General features: G+C 44.4%; 17 protein-coding genes and 1 pseudogene. 11 read left to right on the top strand and 7 right to left on the bottom strand.

All coding sequences use genetic code 11. From position 1 onward, the window contains the following. Both Q502_RS14335 and Q502_RS11310 read left to right on the top strand, forming a co-directional pair. Positions 1–1193 (top strand): Ig-like domain-containing protein (locus tag Q502_RS14335; RefSeq protein ID WP_408949746.1); only part of this gene is annotated, 1193 nt, incomplete at its 5' end. Between the two features lie 377 nt (positions 1194–1570). Then, the gene (locus Q502_RS11310) at positions 1571–2665 is read left to right on the top strand and encodes a KamA family radical SAM protein (protein ID WP_099829978.1); all 1095 of its coding nucleotides are present in this window, start codon (positions 1571–1573) and stop codon (positions 2663–2665) included. 22 nt (positions 2666–2687) lie between these two features. On the opposite strand, the gene Q502_RS11305 is transcribed toward Q502_RS11310, so the two are convergent. Continuing rightward, on the bottom strand, positions 2688–3425 hold the full coding sequence (locus Q502_RS11305; protein ID WP_099829977.1) for an acyl-[acyl-carrier-protein] thioesterase: 738 nt from the start codon (positions 3423–3425) through the stop codon (positions 2688–2690). A gap of 98 nt (positions 3426–3523) precedes the next feature. Here Q502_RS11305 and Q502_RS11300 point away from each other — a divergent pair, with 98 nt between their 5' ends. Further along, positions 3524–3799: a DUF3795 domain-containing protein gene (locus Q502_RS11300; RefSeq protein WP_165775364.1), complete on the top strand. Its 276-nt coding sequence runs from the start codon at positions 3524–3526 to the stop codon at positions 3797–3799. A 453-nt stretch (positions 3800–4252) separates the two neighbouring features. Further along, positions 4253–5290: a low-specificity L-threonine aldolase gene (gene ltaE / locus Q502_RS11295; RefSeq protein ID WP_099829975.1), complete on the top strand. Its 1038-nt coding sequence runs from the start codon at positions 4253–4255 to the stop codon at positions 5288–5290. On the opposite strand, the gene Q502_RS11290 is transcribed toward ltaE, so the two are convergent. After that, positions 5268–5927 (bottom strand): HAD family hydrolase, encoded by a 660-nt coding sequence (locus Q502_RS11290; protein WP_099829974.1) that lies wholly within the window; start codon positions 5925–5927, stop codon positions 5268–5270. The genes ltaE and Q502_RS11290 overlap by 23 nt on opposite strands. Before the next feature lie 128 nt (positions 5928–6055). Here Q502_RS11290 and Q502_RS11285 point away from each other — a divergent pair, with 128 nt between their 5' ends. The 4 genes and pseudogenes from Q502_RS11285 (at position 6056) to Q502_RS11260 (ending at position 10481) form a co-directional block, all read left to right on the top strand. Continuing rightward, positions 6056–6733, top strand: a complete 678-nt coding sequence (locus Q502_RS11285; protein ID WP_099829973.1) for a hypothetical protein — start codon at positions 6056–6058, stop codon at positions 6731–6733. A 213-nt stretch (positions 6734–6946) separates the two neighbouring features. After that, positions 6947–8004: pseudogene (locus tag Q502_RS15130) on the top strand (PhoPQ-activated protein PqaA family protein). Between the two features lie 67 nt (positions 8005–8071). After that, positions 8072–8443, top strand: coding sequence for a metalloregulator ArsR/SmtB family transcription factor (locus Q502_RS11265; RefSeq protein ID WP_099829970.1), 372 nt, complete (start codon positions 8072–8074; stop codon positions 8441–8443). Further along, positions 8424–10481 (top strand): heavy metal translocating P-type ATPase, encoded by a 2058-nt coding sequence (locus tag Q502_RS11260; RefSeq protein ID WP_099829969.1) that lies wholly within the window; start codon positions 8424–8426, stop codon positions 10479–10481. The genes Q502_RS11265 and Q502_RS11260 overlap by 20 nt, the downstream gene beginning before the upstream one ends. A 76-nt stretch (positions 10482–10557) precedes the next feature. Here the strand turns inward: Q502_RS11260 and Q502_RS11255 are convergent, their stop codons facing one another. The 3 genes from Q502_RS11255 to Q502_RS11245 are packed head-to-tail and all read right to left on the bottom strand — an operon-like array spanning position 10558 to position 13945. Then, positions 10558–11223 (bottom strand): nitroreductase family protein, encoded by a 666-nt coding sequence (locus Q502_RS11255; protein WP_099829968.1) that lies wholly within the window; start codon positions 11221–11223, stop codon positions 10558–10560. A gap of 17 nt (positions 11224–11240) precedes the next feature. Next, a complete protein-coding gene (locus tag Q502_RS11250; protein ID WP_099829967.1) occupies positions 11241–12515 on the bottom strand; it encodes a metallopeptidase TldD-related protein in 1275 nt (424 codons plus the stop codon). Beyond that, on the bottom strand, positions 12515–13945 hold the full coding sequence (locus tag Q502_RS11245) for a TldD/PmbA family protein (protein ID WP_099829966.1): 1431 nt from the start codon (positions 13943–13945) through the stop codon (positions 12515–12517). Before Q502_RS11245 ends, Q502_RS11250 begins: the two co-directional genes overlap by 1 nt. A 266-nt stretch (positions 13946–14211) precedes the next feature. Between Q502_RS11245 and Q502_RS11240 the strand changes: the two genes are divergently transcribed. From Q502_RS11240 to Q502_RS11230, 3 genes are all read left to right on the top strand, one after another. Further along, entirely contained in the window at positions 14212–14961 is a 750-nt protein-coding gene (locus tag Q502_RS11240; RefSeq protein ID WP_099829965.1) for an ABC transporter ATP-binding protein, read from the top strand. Next, entirely contained in the window at positions 14948–16141 is a 1194-nt protein-coding gene (locus Q502_RS11235; protein ID WP_243392324.1) for an ABC transporter permease, read from the top strand. Before Q502_RS11240 ends, Q502_RS11235 begins: the two co-directional genes overlap by 14 nt. A gap of 141 nt (positions 16142–16282) precedes the next feature. Beyond that, positions 16283–17563 carry a DUF3887 domain-containing protein gene (locus Q502_RS11230; RefSeq protein WP_099829964.1) on the top strand — a complete coding sequence of 427 codons (1281 nt, stop codon included), beginning with the start codon at positions 16283–16285 and terminating at the stop codon, positions 17561–17563. A 73-nt stretch (positions 17564–17636) separates the two neighbouring features. Here the strand turns inward: Q502_RS11230 and Q502_RS11225 are convergent, their stop codons facing one another. Further along, on the bottom strand, positions 17637–18635 hold the full coding sequence (locus Q502_RS11225; protein WP_099829963.1) for an ABC transporter ATP-binding protein: 999 nt from the start codon (positions 18633–18635) through the stop codon (positions 17637–17639). Continuing rightward, positions 18632–19615, bottom strand: a complete 984-nt coding sequence (locus tag Q502_RS11220; protein WP_099829962.1) for an ABC transporter ATP-binding protein — start codon at positions 19613–19615, stop codon at positions 18632–18634. Before Q502_RS11220 ends, Q502_RS11225 begins: the two co-directional genes overlap by 4 nt. Between the last annotated feature and the right edge of the window lie 4 nt (positions 19616–19619).

The raw sequence follows: 19619 nt of genomic DNA, 5'->3' as shown, positions 1-19619 counted from the left end.
GTTATTACTCGTACTCCCCCAACCACAGCGAAGCCGGACAGAAGAGCGTAATCATAACCGCTTCAGACGGTAAGGGAGGTAGCCTTTCGCTACCCATAAACATAGCTGTTATAGACGTCAACAGACCGCCAACAGTATCTATACCAGATTGGGGAGTTAAAGAGGGTGAGACCTTAAGGATATATCTCAGGGCTTTCGTTTTCGACCCCGATGGAGATGATTTGGATTTCGAAATCGTTGAAGGACCCGGCGCGATCGAAGATGGTCACTATCTTTACTCTCCCGATTTCGACTCAGAAGGCACTCATGAAGTCAAATTGCTTGCCAGAGACAGCAAGGGACTCGAAAGCATCGGCACATTTACCGTGGACGTTGAGAACGTGAACAGAGCCCCTGTCAAGGTCATCCCTTCGCTGAATACAACGATTATGGAGACATTCACCCTTAACCTGGACCTGAGCAGTCTCTTTTTCGATCCCGATGGAGATGATCTTGAGTTTGAGATGGAAGGTTATGGAAGAATAGAGGAGTCCAGTTATGTATTCTCTCCCGGCTACAACGACCAGGGGCAGAAACTCGCCACTGTCACTGCATACGACAGCCTCGGTTTGTCGGATAGCCTTCTTATTAGAATAGACGTGAGAGACAAGAACAGACCAGCAGATCTATTCATACCAGACGGCATCGCGGAGGTAGGAAGCGAGTATTCTTTATACCTTAGAGAGTTCGCGAGCGATCCAGATGGCGATAATCTTGAATTCAGACTTTTGTCGGGACCTGGCGAAGTAGTTGAAGGGAGGTATTCATTCATTCCCACCAGAAAAGATATCGGAAAGAATGAGGTCCTCCTGGAAGTCATGGACGAAAAGGGAATGAAAACAGAGAATCGATTCACAGTTATGGTTGAAACCTCAGAAAAGGTAACGATAATCTCATATGCACTTCGCTCAGTTGATAGTGATTTGGTAAGAATCGTTGCTGGTCAGCACGAGATTCTGTCTCGGGAAAGACAGTCAGTAATTCAAACAGACTGGATCTTCGACTTCAATGAGATTCACTTCTTCGCGGTCAACGAATCGGGAGATACTTTAATCGGTACTGCGGTATTTGATGATGTTGATTCTCAACTCAACAGAAAGATATACTCTCCTGCAGGCGATTACATGGGAAATATCATTCTAGTGACCGAATAGAACTCCCGATATTTCACCAATACTAGCCCCTCTTTCCGGAGGGGCTTTTCACTTCTCTCTATACCCCCTAGGTGTATGGTCTTGTAAAGCTCATTTGAAGATCCATAACAAGATCATGCGTCGATCTAAGCGAGGCAGAGTAGTTCATGTGTTATAATTTATCGTTATTTGTGCACAGACTCATGTTTCTTGAGTGCGAAGCTGGCTTACTCGTATGATTAATATCATTGATTCTTCGTGTTCCTCTAGGATAAGTGTAGCTTCATGGTTAACGTTGAGTAGTCCAGTTGTCCGGGAATCTGGTTTTTTGTGATCCTTCTCGATTCAGAAGAGAAGTGTTCTAGTGTAACTAAATCCAAATGTAAGGAGTGGTGAATTTGCATAGTCCTAAATACCTCACAAGTGTTGACAAAATCGAGGGCCTTTGTGAAGAACGGATAAGAGAAATAAGAAGGGTTACGGAAGTCTATCCCTTTAGGGCCAACGACTATTATCTGGGACTTATTGACTGGAATAATCCTCACGACCCAATAAAGAGGATAATCGTTCCCGATCTTGAAGAACTCGACGAGTGGGGGGATTTGGATGCTTCTCAGGAGCACAAGTATGCTGTAGCCCCTGGAACGGAACACAAGTACACAGATACTGCTTTGCTCCTTGTTTCGAAGGTCTGTGGAAGCTTTTGCAGGTTCTGCTTTAGAAAGAGACTCTTTTCGACAGACAACAAAGAGGTAGTGAATGACGTCAGGCCAGGAATAGAGTATATTAGGAAACACAGAGAGATTACAAATGTTCTTCTCACAGGAGGAGACTCACTAATACTATCCACAGAAAAACTCGGTGACATTGTGAGACAGCTAAGAGAAATAGATCACGTGGGCATAATAAGGTTCGGGAGTAAAATGGTTGCATTCAATCCTTATAGGATAATAAACGATCCCGATCTGCCAGAAATGATCAGTAAGTACAGTACTCCACAGAAGAGAATCTATATAATGGCCCACTTTAACCACCCGAGAGAACTGACAGATCAAGCGGTAAAGGGCCTAAACATTTTGAGGGATGCCGGAGCGGTAATATGCAACCAAACACCTATGATAAGAGGAGTGAACGACAGCGTTGAGGTCATGACAGATCTATTCAAGAAGCTCTCGTTCATTGGGATTCCCCCTTATTATGTATTCCAGTGCAGACCTACAAAAGGCAATCACACCTACGCAGTCCCTGCCGAAAGAGGTTACGAAATCTTCAAGAAGTCGATAGACGGTGTCTCGGGCCTTGCCAAGAGAGCTCGATTTGTTATGTCTCATGCAACGGGAAAGATTGAATATGTAGGTCTTGATGAAAACAAAATATATATGAAGTACCATAGAGCCGCAGATCCCAGAAGATACGATCTCTTTATGGCTTTCGATAGAAATCCTGATGCCTATTGGCTGGAAGACTACGTAGATCCAGATACTCTTGTTTAAGAAGGACGGCACACACCGTCCTTCATATCCACTCTGTTCTGGCTAGCGTCAGAAGCTTTTCACGCTTGCTGATTCTATGAAGGCCCTCAACGAAACTACTTTTATTTTGAAATACCCCGTCCACAAGAACCTCATCCTCTTTTCTAGATTCATGCCGGTACTCAATAGTAAGTCTTCGAAGTGTCTTGCCATCAAATTCTTCCGGAATCGCTTCCATAAGCCATTTGACATACGATACGTTATTCGAATGACCATTAGTGTCTAGATCTGACTTTCGAACTCTCAGAGTAGTCATTTCTCCCTTTGACTCAAACACAGAGATCTTAGGGAAAGAAAGTGGTCGGTGAAAACCCTCGTCAATACCATATCTTCTGTAGAGCTCTTCTCCAATTCGAACAGGTCTTCGTCGATTCTGATCGATCAAGATCCACTGCGAATTTGCCTCAACAATACGTAGCCCTGAATTGTCGAATATCTCGAAACGCCTATAAGCATAGAACCTGTCCATTGAATGCGGGGTAGTCCTGACAACCACGCTCTCCATGAAATCTGGATACCTGCTAACTGCAATATCCCAACGAAGCAGAAGCCAGGCATATTCGCCCTTACTCATAACCTCCACGCCGTGACCGATCTCAACTGTCTGAAGAGTGACTATGTCGTTAAAATAATCCATAATAGCAGAAATTGAGGCCTTCCAATCGTTCTTCAGCTCGTAGTATCTCACTTTGTAAACCTCTTCGGTTACTATTGGTTTCAAGTTCTACCTCCATAGATTTGTCTTTTTCTCTCATAATGCTATGCTCTACTCATGAGTAGACGCTATTGATTGTCGCAGGTTCAGGTGGTGGTATGAATATGATAGCATTCTGCGGGATCGACTGCACTAAGTGCGACACATACAGAGCCACTCTAGCCAACGATGATTCAATGAGAAGGGAAACGGCAAGTAGATGGTCAAAAGATTTCGGATTCGACCTCAACTTCATGGATATCAACTGCAGCGGTTGCCACGGTGATGTGCATTTCAGACTGTGCGAAGGTTGCCCTTCAAGATCTGTTGTGAAAAAAGGGCTATTTCAAATTGTGGAGAATCCGATCGCTACCCTTGCGAGACACTTGATAGGTTTCTAAGAACCCTACCCGGCGCAAGAAGAAGGCTAGATAAGGTACACAGAGAACATTTCGAGAACAGTGAAGAGCAGGCAAGATATGAAGGCTTTGCCGGAACCGCGATTTTTCTTTTTCTCGAGAATATCTTTCTTCTAGCGTAACATCTATCTACTGCATTTTGCAGTGTCATTTCTATAAGCACCTATATAGTGTAGCTACAGCCATTGATTTCAGACAGCGCTAGGTTAATATCTCGATCAGGTATTAAGCAATAAGTAATTCATCCTGCATAATGTTGCCCCATTAACACAAAGTGATATTAACAAAAACAAATTAGAATAATTATAGTTTATAACCCCCCTATCCCCCTTAGATAGGAACCCCATATAGTCCGGATCATCAGATCCGGCTTTTTTTCAATATCGTGATTTTGGTTTATAATTGTTTTCATAACAAACCTTTGGAGGTGCTGTCGTGAAGCTGATCGATATTAGAAGTGATACAGTTACAGTTCCAGGAGAGGAAATGCGCCGGATGATGGCCAACGCCGAAGTAGGAGACGATGTTTACGGAGACGACCCGACAGTAAACAAGCTTGAAGAGATAGCAGCAAGTATTCTCAAAAAGGAGGCCTCTCTCTTTGTACCCTCCGGAACTTTTGGAAATCAGCTCTCAATTCTTACTCACACGCTCAGGGGTGATGAAGTAATAATCCCGGCCTCAAATCATATAATAGTTCACGAAGCAGGTGCTTCTGCGGTCATAGCGGGCGTTCAAATGAGAACCCTTGATTGTGACGATGGGATGCCCTCTGTGGAGAGAATAAGGAAAGCGATCAGATCAGAAGACCTTCATTATCCTAGAACCGGCCTCATTTGCCTTGAAAACGCGCACTCAAGCGGTATAACACTCCCTCTAAAGTATATGAGTGAAGTCTACGAATTGGCAAGAGCGAGAAATGTCCCCCTCCATCTAGACGGAGCGAGGATTTTCAACGCTGCAATCGCCTCAGGGGTTAGCCCGGCAGAAATCGCCGCAAATTCCGATTCGGTAATGTTCTGCCTATCGAAAGGACTTGGGGCGCCGATTGGTTCAATGCTAGCCGGGACCAAGGAGTTCATTGCCAAAGCAAGAAAGGGAAGAAAGATTATGGGAGGAGCGATGCGCCAGGTCGGAATCATCGCGGCAGCAGGAATATATGCTCTAGAAGGGATGACAGATCGTCTTTCAATCGACCATTGTAATGCGAAGTATCTCGCCGAAGGCCTTTCGAAGATCCCAAATGTGGATGTCTTCAATGAAAGGCTGGATATAAACATGGTCTTCTTCAGAATCACGAAGAAAGTCAGTTCACAACCTATAGTAGCAACACTGCTGGATAAAGGTATTAAGATAAATCCCCCAGAAGGTGGAGAGTGGCGCTTTGTGACGAATCTGAATGTCTCGCGCGATGATATCGACAGAGTCCTGACAGAATTCGAATCTGCTCTCAATACTGCCTTAGCAAACTAGGCAAATCCTCCAAACTTTCGATTCTGGGTGCGTAATCAAAATAAGACTTTGAGCGATCAATAAGTATACCCTTAATTCCAGCTCCGGCGGCTCCAAGCATGTCGACCTGTATGCTGTCGCCAACGAACAAAACCTCGTTCCGGGCAAGTTTCAACATTAGAAGAACCTCGTTGAAAATCACTTCTGAAGGCTTATATGATCTTGCCGTTTCGGAAGTCAATAGCACATGATGAGGGATTCTATTTCTCTCAACCACTTTTCTGACAAAGACGTCATCGGCATTCGTCAGAATTGCAACTTTATAGTCCTTGCAGATCCTCTTCAAGACCCTTGAATCGGGATAAACCGGCAGTTCTGAAAAAGAATCATACATGTAATTACAGTATGATTCCATATCTCCCGGCAACTTGTACTTGTCGATGAGATCCGCTATAAGGAGATAGTAGTAGTATCTCTCAGGTTGAAACGGCATCTTATGACAGTCATTGAAGTACCTTCTGTATAGACTGACAAAGTCTCTTTCTATCTCTTCCGATTGAACTTCAACGTCTTCTGCCATTTTCGAGCAAATTGGTCTGAAAAGCCTTCTATTACTTACAATAGTGCCGAACAGATCGAAAATGATCCCTCTAATCATACGCTCTCCATTGCTCTCTTCTGGATTTAGTCTATTCAATTCTGTATAATACTAATGCAATTCTATCATCTTCAAATACGGTTCTGCGAAGATGGCAGGCTTCATCCGAGCTACCGGAGGTGGCAGACATGTCTAGAGAAATGAGAATTATCTGGCTTCACAACCGCCTGTCAACCAACGACAAAGCCTCCATGAAAGAGTATACTCAGAAGTTCGGAATCTCAAGCCGGCAGGCATTAAGGGACTTCAGATACTTGAGAATAAACCTGGGAGCACCACTCAAGTACTCTAGAAAAAGAGGGAAATACTTCTACTCTGAGTCTTACCGCCTTCCTTCTCTCTTCGAAGACAGCATGAAATCACAGATGATAGCTGAGGATCGGGTGAGCTTCACTTTACTGAAAGCAGTCGAGCGGAAGAAAGCGGTGAGGCTAGTTCTTAGAGGGGGAAGTGAATTCTTATTCCATCCTGCTTGCTTTGACCAGAGGCACGAGGTATTCTACGGAATACACGAAGATGGACATCTATGTATCATAAGGACCGACACAGTTGAGACAGCAAGAGTCTCCAGCATACACTACGTTGAGGAGCCAATGCTGTGGAACAGAGTGGTTCCCCGCGAGGCTGAATTCAAAGAGGTTACCTTTGAACTTGACAGTAAGCTTCAAACTTATCGCTTCTTCCGATTTGGGGACCTGATAATGTTTATTGCTTCAAATGAAGCGATAAGGATCGTTGCACCGGATGATGTGATTGATAGGCTAAGAGTAGTTACCAATATTCTGGAAAAGGTATTGAGTGATTGATATGAGGATTATGTCATTTCGTCAATTTTGATTGCTGCAACTGCACTTTCAGGAGTCACAATAAATGCTTTTCTCCAAACACACGCTCTTCCTTCAACCCTCCAAGAAGCAAACTCACATGTTGTAGATACACCCTCGCAAGGACTGATAGAGATTGAAACAATTCGATTCGATTCCGTTTTATGACAGGATATTCAGTGGCAGAACCACCTAATGATTATTAGACCGCCCAGCGTGAAATCTAATGTTGCGGTAGTATTCATCGCAGGGAATTTCAAGTATTCTCAGGAAGAACTCTCCCTATTTAGATTGCTGGCACTTCAAAACCGAACATATGTTGCAGTCCTATTTGATATTCCAAACCAACCCCTCTTTGGTGGCCTTAGGGAGGATTGGTTATTGAGTTACTCATTCTCCTAATGCATTGAGACCGGTGACTACAGTTGGCCCGCTCTCTTACCTGTGGTTCAATCGACCATCATTTCCATGAGTCTCCTAGATAACTATGCGAGGGATAACGGAGACACTGTAGACGGCTTCATCTTGACAGGCGGGTCTAAACGGGGATGGACTTGCTGGCTCACCGCTGCCATGGATAAGAGAGTTACAGGAATCGTTCCCATCACGTTTGATAATCTGAATGTCGCTGCAAAATGGAACATCAGCTCGAGTTCTGGGGAAGCTTTAGTCCCTCAATAAGAGAATATGTTGAAAGTGGAATCCTAGATAATTTAGATGATCCGACAAAGAGAGATTTGCTTGAGTACATAGATCCCTTCACCTATCGTTCTGAACTCGATATCCCGAAACTTATTGTTATTGGAACTAACGATCCCTACTGGCCAATAGACGCTTCAAGGTTGTACAAAGACAAACTATCAGGCTATTCTTCCATGGTTTACGCTGCGAACGCAGGACATGAATACGAAGTCTTTACGGTAACCCAAGCAATCAGTTCGATGATCCATAATCTCAATGCGGGAGAGATTCTCCCTTCATTGAGCATTTCAGAAGAACGATCCGGGAGTTCCACAAAGTTCATCCCGACAGTCGAGAGAGGGGACTCAGAGCTGAAGGAACTAAGAATCTTCACATCTTCTTCTCCTGAAGGCGACTTCAAAAGATCAGAGTTTGACTTCAAGGTTATCGAAGATAACCAGGCAATTGAATTCTCGTTTGAACAACCGACAGTCTATTACGTTGAGGGTGTTTTCACTTTTGGTGGTAAGGGGCTTCTTATTTCAACGCCTGCGAGAGTATTGGGCAAATAACTTGACCAGTGCAGCCAAAAGAAGTATAATCGATTAGATAACCATCTAATCGTTAAGGGGGTTTTTGGTGAGCACCCTTTGCCCAAGTCGAGAAATCCACGTCGACAAAGAGAGATACAGAAAGTCTGCGGAAGAAGTCTCAGGTCTTTCGGAGCTTTTTAGGGTTGTTTCCGATGAGACCAGAACAAAGATCGTCTTCCTCCTTTCAAACGCCGACTTATGCACATGTGATCTTGCAGAAATTCTTGGATTAACATTACCAACAATCTCTCATCATCTCAAGCTACTTAGGTCATTCAGACTCGTAACGAGTAGAAGAGAAGGGAAATCAGTCCTATACTCTTTAGGCGACCATCACGTTATTGATCTGATAAAGATCGCAAAAGAGCACTTTGACGAATTGGTTGAGGTTGAGTCGGATGATGAAGTACAGAATTGAAGGTCTAGATTGCCCTAAATGCGCAGTCAAAATTGAAGACCGGCTTGAACGATCAGGGATTAATGCAAAGATTGATTTCTCTTCTGCAACTGTTGTTATATATGGTGAGAATAATCACTCACTGGACGAGCTGAATGAGATAATAAAGGAACAAGATCCAGAACTCTCACTGCTAGAACACTCCAAGATTGTGAGAGACTTTCCCGTTGTGGAACTGACAAGACTGATTGTTTCAACAGCTCTGCTTCTAATTGCGATCGCTTTGTCCACAATTCTTCACGGAGACAGAGAGTTTCTCGAATATGGTCTGTTTGTGATCGCTTATCTCGTCGCCGGTGGCAATACTTTCTTGAGGGCCCTGAAGAACCTTCTGAGGGGAGACTTTTTCGATGAGAATTTCCTGATGACTGTGGCGACCCTGGGTGCATTTCTGATTCACGAACTGCCAGAGGCAGTGGCAGTAATGATCTTCTACAGTCTTGGCGAGCTTCTGGAATCGCTGGCTTTGCGGAAGTCTAGGAGATCGGTGAAAGAACTCATTGATTTTCGAGCTGATGAAGTTGTTCAAATGGTAGATGGAGTGTTGAAGACAGTACCTGCAAGAGAGATTAGGCCCGGCGACAGATTCATTGTGAGAGTTGGTGACAGGATCCCTATCGATGGAGTAATAGACTCAGGAAGCACTTCACTCGACAAATCGCTTCTTACGGGAGAAAGCGATCCTGTTTTGGTCGGTGAAGGAGACGCTGTTATCGCAGGAACACTCAATAAGTCCGGTGTGATAGAAGTTGTAGCTTCAGCTACTCTTGAGAAGTCATATACAAGCAGAATGCTTGAATTGGTAGAAGAAGGAACTCTGAGAAAGTCGAGCAAGGAGCGTTTCATCACAAGATTCTCAAGAATCTATACTCCGTTTGTAATATTGATTGCAGCATCTGTCGCCATCTTCCCGCCTTTGCTTTTGGGAGGTACGATATCTGAGTGGCTTCACAGAGCGCTAATACTCCTTGTAATCTCATGTCCATGCGCTCTGGTAATATCCGTGCCATTAAGCTACTTCATAGGAATCGGAAAGGCTTCGAGAGAAGGAATACTCTTCAAAGGAAGCAACTATCTTGAGTCTCTAGGAAAAGTAGACTCGATCTTTTTTGACAAGACGGGGACACTTACTAAAGGAAAACCAGAAATCACTAGAATGGAAAAAGTTGGCCAATACAGTGAAAGAGAGTTGCTGGAATATGCAGCTCTTATTGAGAGCTATTCTACTCATCCTATTGCAGATCGTTTCGTTAGGTTGGTCTCTGAGATTCCCAGTTACAAGAGCGTTTCCAACTACTCAGAGATAGCTGGGAAGGGCGTCAAAGCCGAAGTCGACGGCAAGGAAATCAGTGTCGGCAACTATCGCCTCCTAGAGGATCTTGGAATCGAGTACAAGGGAGACAATGGATCCAACAAGCTGTTTATGGTAATAGATAGCAGCATTGAGGGAGTGTTTGAGTTGTCAGATGCTCTTAAGGACGATTCGTCAGAAGCCCTGGCTAGATTGAGAAAACTTGGGATCAAGGAGATAGTGATGCTTACCGGTGACCACTACGATGCCGCGGCCTCTGTGTCCACCAGCCTCGAGCTTGATGGTTTCGTTTTTGGAGCAACCCCCGAGGAAAAAATGAACATTGTGGAATCGGCTTTGAGAAGAGGGAAACATGCAGCTTTCGTTGGCGATGGCATAAACGACGCCCCGGTAATCGCTAGAGCTGACGTTGGGATCGCTATCGGAAATTCTGGAGCAGATGCAACGATAGAGACAGCAGACGTAGTTCTCTCAAGTGACTCCCTCACAAAAGTCGCGAGAGCGATAGAGCTTTCAAGACTGACAAATACCATAGCTATCCAAAACATCGTAATCTCTTTGGGAATAAAAATCCTTTTCATCTGCCTTGGCGCTCTGGGTCTCTTGAACATGTGGGGGGCTGTATTTGCAGATGTCGGAGTAACTCTTGTAGCTGTTATGAACTCTCTAAGACTACTTAGAGAATGAACGAGAAGAACCTTTTCTTTTCGCAATCCGATGTCTGCAGGAAGTCAAAGTTTCAGAACGAAGCAACAACTAGCCGCTAACTCATGATCACTCTGTATTTGTCTCTGGCAGCTTTTTCTATCGAAACCTTCGAGAAGAACTCAAGCGCAGTGATGTATGCATGTGAAAGCACAATCCCAAGATCTATCCAGTGACCCCCTCCAATCACGTTGCCTTTTGTCCAGATGTATAGATCGCCATTCTGAACGTTGAATCTCCAGGGTTGCCTATTCATCGAAGAAGGGGCAAGTCTGCATGATTCCAATATTTGAAGCAACCTCTCATCTTTGGGCAACGGTCCCTCGACAAGAGATTTCAACTCCTTCCTTCTCCCCATTCCGGTAAGGACATCGTTTAAAGTTACCTTCCCTGAATCTTCCTTACCAAGGATAATCCCAGCAGGAGAGCCTTCCTCTCTAATCCCGGCATTCCAGCAACTGCCTAATCCCATCTTGGTCACTTCCAGAACAATGATCTCTCCCTGGAATCCGTATTCCACAAGGCAGTTCGGCTTTTCGGGACACGGTGCAAATATAACACCCGATCCTTTGTTTAGATCTCTAAGGGTCCATTTCAGGTGCAAAGAATGAAGAGTAGGAAGCTCCCTGAAGAAGTTCATTAGCCTTTCCTTCTCCTCAGCAGACAGGTCGTAACTGAGGAACTTCCTCGTTGAATGCCTCATTCTTATTGTCTCAATAATCATGTGCACCTTCGCAAAAACTACTCACCCGAAATCTTCAACCCCTCTACTGCTATCGAGATCGGTCCATAGTAATCTCCGTCCAGTTCTGTCTCTTTCGACAGATAGATTGAATCAAGTTCTCTTAGATTACCGGTTACTGAACCTCCCGACACCGCGATTCTCTCCGAACCATCGAAATACCAGCCTAATCTGATCTCTCCTCCGAAATCACCCGTTGTTTCATCAACGTCAACTGCCGAAAAATTAGTAACCTCCAGATGATCAACTTTTCGCATCTCGTCAATGCTGAGACTGCCACGACCAACCGAGAAGTTCAGAACAGCACCTGTTGGTTCGATTCCCAGGTAGTGGGAATATTTGATGTCACCCCAGTAATCCTTCAAGATCCCATTTTCGATAACCGTCCTCTTCTCAATGAGAAAACCATCATTGTCAACAGGAAGGCTGAAGTATGAACCTTCAAGTTCCGGTACGACTTCAAGCGCTATCTTATCTCCCGATTCTCCTGACTGAACAGAGTCTCCAGGTTCAACTTCGGATATCCTGTCATACTTAAGACGTGCATTTGCCTGTTTCAAATAGTATCTCATTACCTCTTTCGCCGGCTCTCCCGTAAGTACTACCGGTATCCTGTCTAAAGTTGGCGTAGGAACAGCATTAGCCCTTTCACAGACCATCAGAAGTAGCCTGGAAATCCTTTCCCTTATACGTTCAACATCGGGAAGCGCAAGGAGAAACTGATCGTACAGCTCAACTTCCTCTCTGCCAGAAGAACTTACAATGCTTTCGATGTATGTTCTATATTTTGAAAAAGTCACATCGAGACCTTCAGAGTTGAGAATGTGGTACCCGTTTCTCGTCACAAAAATCTCAACAGAATTCAACCATGAATTGGACGGTTTTTCATTGTAAAAGATTGCTCCGATCGCATCTCTTGAAAGATCGTGAAGGTCATGTTCGGCTGTTTCGAATCTCCGTGAAAATCCCGGTGCCATTGGATACCAGGGATTCTTAACGAAACCTGCAGCAAAAAAGGCCTCCTGTATTGACTGGACGATTTCCTCAACCGTTGTTCCCGGGTTTACAGTAACCGTCGAGCTTCCCCTGTATTTCTTTTCGCCCTCTTCAAAATCACGGTAGACAGTTACTTCATACTTCTTTACCTTTTTCGCCCTTCCAAGATCTGCTTTGTTCCCTACAAAGAAATACTCTTCACTCTCAATGTTCTCTTCCCTTATTCTCCATGCATCTACTGAATTTGCTTCAAGGTTCTTTACAATCGTCTCTATCATTATCCCAACCTCGCTTTTGCCTTAATATATGGTCCGCCCGCAGAGACTTTAGCGAACTCCTTGTGACCTTTACCGCAGGCTCCCGTTCCTGAGAGCTTGAAATCTCCAGATACCATGGAAATCGACTTCAGCAATGAAGGTACATATCCTGTCATCATTACTGGAGATACTATGCGACCTGTAAACTGGCCTTTATTGATCTCGCGTCCGTAGGCTATGACACACTGAATCCCCCAGTTTTTGGGATCCTCCATTCCACTGTAATAGTCCTCAAGAAGAAAACCATAATCTATTGATTCGATCATATCTTTTAGATCATCTTTTCCCGGAGAGAAATATGTGTTCGTCATGCGTGCATATGCTTTTCTCTCAAACGATTCCCTCTTACCGTTGCCGGTCGGCTCAGTTCCAAGAACAGATGCAGAAATCAAATCTGAAATTCCCCTCTTGAGAATTCCCTTTTCTATTATCACCGTGTCCTTTGCCAGACTGCCTTCATCATCAAAAGCGTAAGATGAAACCTCTCTTACACCGGCCGCTCCGTCATGCATCGTAACTAACTCAGACGCAACCTGCTTTCCCAGATACTCGACGGCCTTTGCCCTCCCCTTCACAAACATGTCCATTTCGACTCCGTGTCCGAAAGCTTCGTGAGCAATCAGTCCCGCAACATCGGGCGAGCAAATTACATCGTACTCACCTGGATCTATTCTCTCGGCCGAGAGCAGAAGTCGAGCATTCTCGACGACTTTTCCGACGAACGCTTCCATCTCGTCTAGAACCTCCAGACCCTTCAGTCCCGAAAAACCTTTCATACTATACTTGGTCTTCTTGTTTCTTCTGGCAACGACGTGCAAATAACCTTGAGACCAGATGTAGGATTGTGAGAGCTCCTTCCTGGAAGAAATGAAGAGCTTACTCACTTGCACGTTTTCCATGAGGGCCATTACAGTTATTACTTCATTGGAGAGTTCGTGAGCCGTATCCTTAAAAGAAGAAAGTCTATCGATTATCTCTCCTGCCGAAAGAGAACCCGGAAGAATTCCAACTTCGTCATTGAAACAGAGTTTTGATTCCTCTTCTTCGAGCATCGATACTGCTGAAGCATCTAGACTTTTCTCATTCATACTTTTCCTGAACGCAGAAAGCTTTCTCTTGACATACTTGACAATTTCCTCAATTGATTGATTCCCCATTTGATTAAACGAGAATTCAAAGTAACCTCTTCCATCATGAATCCTGAGCACGAACCCTCTTTCGGACCATCTCGAATCGTTCACGCTAATCCCAGTTGTCATCACCTGGTACTGTTTACCCCTGACATCCGTGCCGAGAACTGAAACGTAAGGAAAGTCACGTTCCAGAGAACGCAAAAGTTTTTTCATCAAGTCCCGTTTATCGTTTAGATATCTTGAATCTTCTACCTTCATCTAGAACCTCCTAATGCAATGGTATTTTGTTCATCACTAAGCAAGCCTTCTCCGAAGAGTCGACACTAAGATTTCCAAGCACGTTTCTTATGACAAATTATACTATAATTTATCAAGGATTGAAATAATTGAATTCCGTTGTGAATATAATTAATCCATATCCACGCTATAATGAAATATTTTTTTGCGATTCTTATTTCTTCACTTCACATTAACAACAGAATGCTATTCTACACCCTGGAACAAACGTTTTTAGGAGGCAAAAAATGGTCAAGGTTGAGAAAATCACAAAGACTTTCGAAAGTCGAAGAAAAAAGGTCGTAGCAGTCGATTCGTTGAGCTTTTCCGCCGAGCCAAAGAGCATTTATGGCCTTCTAGGGCCAAATGGTGCCGGAAAGACTACAACCCTCAGAATTATCTCAACTCTTCTCAAGCCAGACAGAGGAAAGACAAGCGTAATGGGATTCGACTGCGTAGTTCAACCCACAGAAGTTCGTAAGAGAATCGGCTTCCTTACAAGCGATATGAAACTATCGGGAAACCTTACACCAAAGGAACTGCTTAAATTCTACGGCGAACTCAGTCATATGAGGGACACAGATATCTCTAGACGGACAAAGGAATTATCAGAATATCTGGATATGAATGACTTCCTTGACAAGAGAATCGGGAAGCTCTCTACAGGAATGAAGCAAAAGGCTGCTATCGCAGTGAGTCTTATTCATAATCCCGAAGTAATAATCTTTGATGAACCCACAAACGGTCTGGACATCCTTACGGCAAGAACAGTCACCGACTTTCTCAAAGACTACCGCGACCAGGGAAAGACGATAATAATCTCCACTCACATCATGTCTGTTGCCGAAAAGCTATGTAATAGAGTTGGAATTGTCTTCAAGGGCAGGCTAGTTGAAGACGACACTCTTGAAGGGCTTTATGAGAAGTTTGGCGAAGACAATCTTGAAGACGTGTTCTTTAAGATTGCCGACAGAGAAGGGGTGATTGAGATTGTTTAGGGATGCTCTAATTATCTTTCGAAAGGAACTCAAGAATATATTCAAGGACGCCCGAACTGTCTTCGCAGTTCTTATTTTGCCGATGTTGATCATGCCAGTGATCTTCCTCGTAATGAACACAGTTTCTTCATCCCAAGCCAAAACCTACGAAAAAACAGTCTACAAGCTGAAGATAGTTAATTTACCCGATGGGAGGTTCCTGAGTTTTCTTGACCAGATGATTTCATTTGAAATTGACGAAAATCTTAGCGAAGAATCGGTCAGAAACCAGGAAAACTCAATCATGGTAGAGTTTCCCGCAGATGCCGCGGAAAGAGTTCGTGGTGGAGAGAAGTTGGATGCGCGTCTCTTCTATAATTCGACTTCAAGAGGTTCTTCGTATGGGGCTCAAATAGTTCAGAATGCCCTATTGTCATATTCATCTCTACTTCTTTCGGAGAAGCTTCTCGAACATGGATTGACACTCGAAGATCTCAATCTAGTAAGTGTAGAGAAAAGAGATGTTGCGCCGGAAGAATCTCAGGGAACAGAGCTGCTGGCCACATTGATCCCGTACTTGCTGCTCATTTACATCTTCGCCGGATCCATGAATATAGGCCTCGACACAACTGCGGGCGAAAAAGAGAGGGGAAGCATGCCTGTCCTGCTTGTTAATCAGGTGTCGAGATCATCAATTGCTGCAGGGAAGATTCTGTATGTAATGACTATTGCGATCTTGAACAGCATATTCACCTTCATCGGCCTGATAATCGCTTTTAGAGTTGGAGGACCTGCATTTGGGGCTGGTGAGCTCAATTTCTCATCCCTGTCAGCCACAACTCTCTTTGGTCTCTTCATTACACTGGTGACAATGTCTGGGCTCGCAGCCGCCTTAATTGTTCTCCTTGGCTCCTTAGCAAGAAACATGAAAGAGGGAAGCGGTTATGTGATGCCCATATATATTATCGCAATAGTACTGGGAGTTGCAACTATGCAGATGGAGTCACCCGATAACCTCCTGCTTTACTTCATCCCGCTTGTAAACTCCATCTTCGTAATGAAGGATATTATTACTGCTAACTTTGTGATGACGAGATTTGTGCTAATGTTGTTGAGTAATCTGGCTTACATATCTCTGTTCATATACTTCTTGACAAAGGTCTTCAACAGCGAAAAGATAATGGATAGTTCAGGTTCTTGAGATGCCTTTGGTATGAAGTAGCCTGATTATTGTAAATGGAGGGCAAACGCCCTCCGTTTTAATTTCATCAATTGAGGGCTGTTGGTTTATCATTGAGTTAGAAACGAAAATGTTGGAATCTTATTTTAGGAGAAGCCAGGGTTGAAAAGGATAATTTCATCAGGAATTGCAGCTTTTTTAGCTTTCACATTACTCCTTGGGTCTGAGGTACTGGCCGATAGGTACCTTCAGTTGTTGTTGCGTGGCAACTATTATCTTGCATACGAAATGCAGAGCGTGCGGGCAAAAGGTCTGTACAATGTTGAAGAAATGGAAAGAGAATTCCAGCAGCTAAGAGACGAGTACGGAAACTATCTTTTTGTCTTCTCGACAGAGAGGAGCGAGATAAGAGGTTTCACGGTCTTCATCTTTCACGCTCAGTTCGAGAGAGGATTTATAGATTTCAACGTAGTAATTGATGATCAGGGAAAGGTCGACACTTTTGTAATTCAACCGACTCTTCAACCGGGAAGTATAGCCGAGTATATCGATACAAGCAAGTTTGATGAGTTTGAAATAACAATTGGCGAGGGAAGATACCGGCTTCCCGCAGTAATTACCGTTCCCAAAGAGATTGACAAGTATCCACTTGTGATTCTCATACATGATTCGGGAGCTATGGACAGAGATTCTACAATTGGGCCGAACAAACCATTCAGGCAGATAGCCTGGGGACTGGCGACTCAAGGTGTGGCCGTTCTGAGGTATGATAAGAGATCCTTTGTATTCGGAGAGCGGCTATCTCAAACCCCTCCTAGCATCGAAACAGAAGTGATTGAGGATGTCGTCAGTGCAATAACCGCTGCGTCGAGAATACCGTCAGTTTCATCAATATTTCTTGCTGGGCACGGACTCGGAGGCAGAGTTGCCCCAGTAATCGCCGCCAGAGACCCTAGAGTTGATGGGATTATTCTTCTTGCCACCCCGGCCAGAAGAGAGCTTCAAGTAATAATCGATAAGCAGAAGTACTTTGCATCGATTTACGAAACAGATAGAGGGCAGCAGACACAACTTCTTACAGATTACTTGCAGGCCGCGCTAGATGGCAAATTACCCCCAGGTACTCCTGTTCTTGCGGCAACGGCCGGCTACTACTATGAACTTGACAGAATGAATCATATTGAGACCATAAGGGAATTGGAAATACCGGTCCTAATAGTCCAGGGTGATGCAGATTTCGAGTCAACCGTTCAGGACTACATAATGTTTATGAATGCACTCTGGACACGAATCAACGTCTATTTCCAGTTATTACCCGGTCTGGACCACTATTTCATGCCTGTAAGAGATGGCTTGTCAACACCCGATCACTACTATGAGTTCAGACATGTCGACAGACAACTCATCGACACAATGTTCTCCTGGATATACATCTTCGACTAAGGAACGCTCATGGTGTTTCCGCAATCGAGCATTTAGGCCCATAGAAACTTTGATAGGCTGCTCACGGCAATCCTCATTCACCATAAAGAAAACACGAAACAAAATGACCGTCACTTGCTTCTTTAAGCGACGGGCTTTCTTTACCGCATCTGTCGAAGGCTTTCGGACATCTCTTTACAAATCTGCATGTATCGGGCGGATCGACAGGTGAAGGTATGTCTCCTTTCACTATCTCTCTCTTTCCAGTCTTTCTCAAATGAGGATTCGGCACGGGGATAGAAGAAAGCAGTCCGCGAGTGTAGGGATGAAGCGCATTATTGAAAAGCTCGTCTGTCTCCGCGGTTTCCACTATCTTTCCCAGGTACATAACCGAAATCCTGTCACAAATGTGCTTTACTACCGCGAGGTCGTGTGCAATGAATAGGTAAGTCAGCTCGAACTCATGTTTTAGATCTTCAAGAAGGTTTATAACCTGTGCCTGGACAGATACATCAAGCGCTGAAACAGGCTCGTCGCAAATGACAAGAGCAGGATTCAGGATCATCGATCTGGCTATTCCTATTCTCTGTCGCTGCCCTCCGGAGAACTCGTGGGGGTAACGATACATATACTCTGGCCTCAGACCTACCTTTTCAAGGATATCGGATATCATAGACTTTCTCTCTTCTTTACTCTTGCCAACGGAGTGTACTCTCAATCCTTCCGCAATTATGTCATGTACTGTCATTCGCGGATTGAGAGATGCATATGGATCTTGAAAGACCATCTGTATCTCTTTCCTGAAGGGTCTCATTTTCGATTCGGAAAGAGAGAAGATATCTACGTTGTCATCCGTGGAACCTCCCCCTCTGTAAAGAAACTCTCCATCTGTAGGCTGGTAGATTTTTATTAGAGTTCTTCCTATTGTAGTCTTTCCACAACCCGATTCTCCGACAAGTCCTAAAGTCTCACCTTTGAATATGTGCAGATCCACGCCGTCTACAGCCTTAAGATGCGATTTTTTTCTGAAACCGCTCTTTATAGGAAACCACTTCTTCAGATTCTTGATTTCTACCATTGGAGATAACATCATCGATCATTCCTTTCGAAAAGCCAGCAACGAACTGAATGCCCGTTCTCAAAATCGATCAGAGGAGGTTTTTCCAGGCACCTATCAAATGCCACCGAGCACCGGGGCCTGAATCTACATCCTTCAGGAAAGCTTGAAGGATGCGGAACATAACCACTTATAACATTCAGTTTTCTCTGTTCTTTCTTGGAAATTTCTATCTTCGGTATCGAGTTGATCAGCCCCTTTGTGTAGGGATGCATTGGACTGTCAAAGATATCGAATATCCCACCGCTCTCTACAATCTGACCGGCATACATCACAAGAACTCGATCACACATTTCGGCAATTACTCCCAGATCGTGCGTAATGATTATCGTGGCTGTGCTGAACTTATCCTTCAGCTCGTTCATTAGCTCCAAAACCTGGGCTTGAATGGTTACGTCAAGCGCTGTAGTTGGTTCGTCGGCAATGAGCACCTCCGGGCTGCAGGCGAGCGCCATAGCAATCATTACTCTCTGCCTCATTCCTCCAGACAGTTGATGAGGAAATTCCGTGACTCTCTTCTTAGGCTCTGGAATCCCAACAAGCCGGAGCATTTCCACGCTCCTCGTCATTGCCTCCTCCTCACTAAGACCTTCGTGCAGTCTATATACTTCGGAAATCTGCCATCCGATCGTGTAGAGGGGATTCAATGAGGTCATGGGTTCCTGAAATACCATAGATATCGACTTGCCTCTAATCCTCTGAAGCTCTTCCTTGCCGAGCGTCGAAATGTCCTTCCCTCTGAAAGCAATTCTTGTGTCTTCACCGAGAAAGGAGTTCTTTGGGAGCAACCTCATTATTGAGAAAGCTGTGATTGTCTTGCCACAGCCAGATTCTCCCACGATCCCGAGAGTCTCTCCCTTTGATAGACTAAAGGAGACCCCGTCTAGAGGTGTTATCCTTCCAAGCTGGGTTTTAAAGGAAATCTTCAAGTTGTCAACTTCGAGTATTCTTTCCATGCTT

The organism is Mesotoga sp. Brook.08.YT.4.2.5.2. (genome assembly GCF_003351125.1).
Classification (GTDB): domain Bacteria; phylum Thermotogota; class Thermotogae; order Petrotogales; family Kosmotogaceae; genus Mesotoga.
This window is presented reverse-complemented; position numbering and strand designations above follow the sequence as displayed.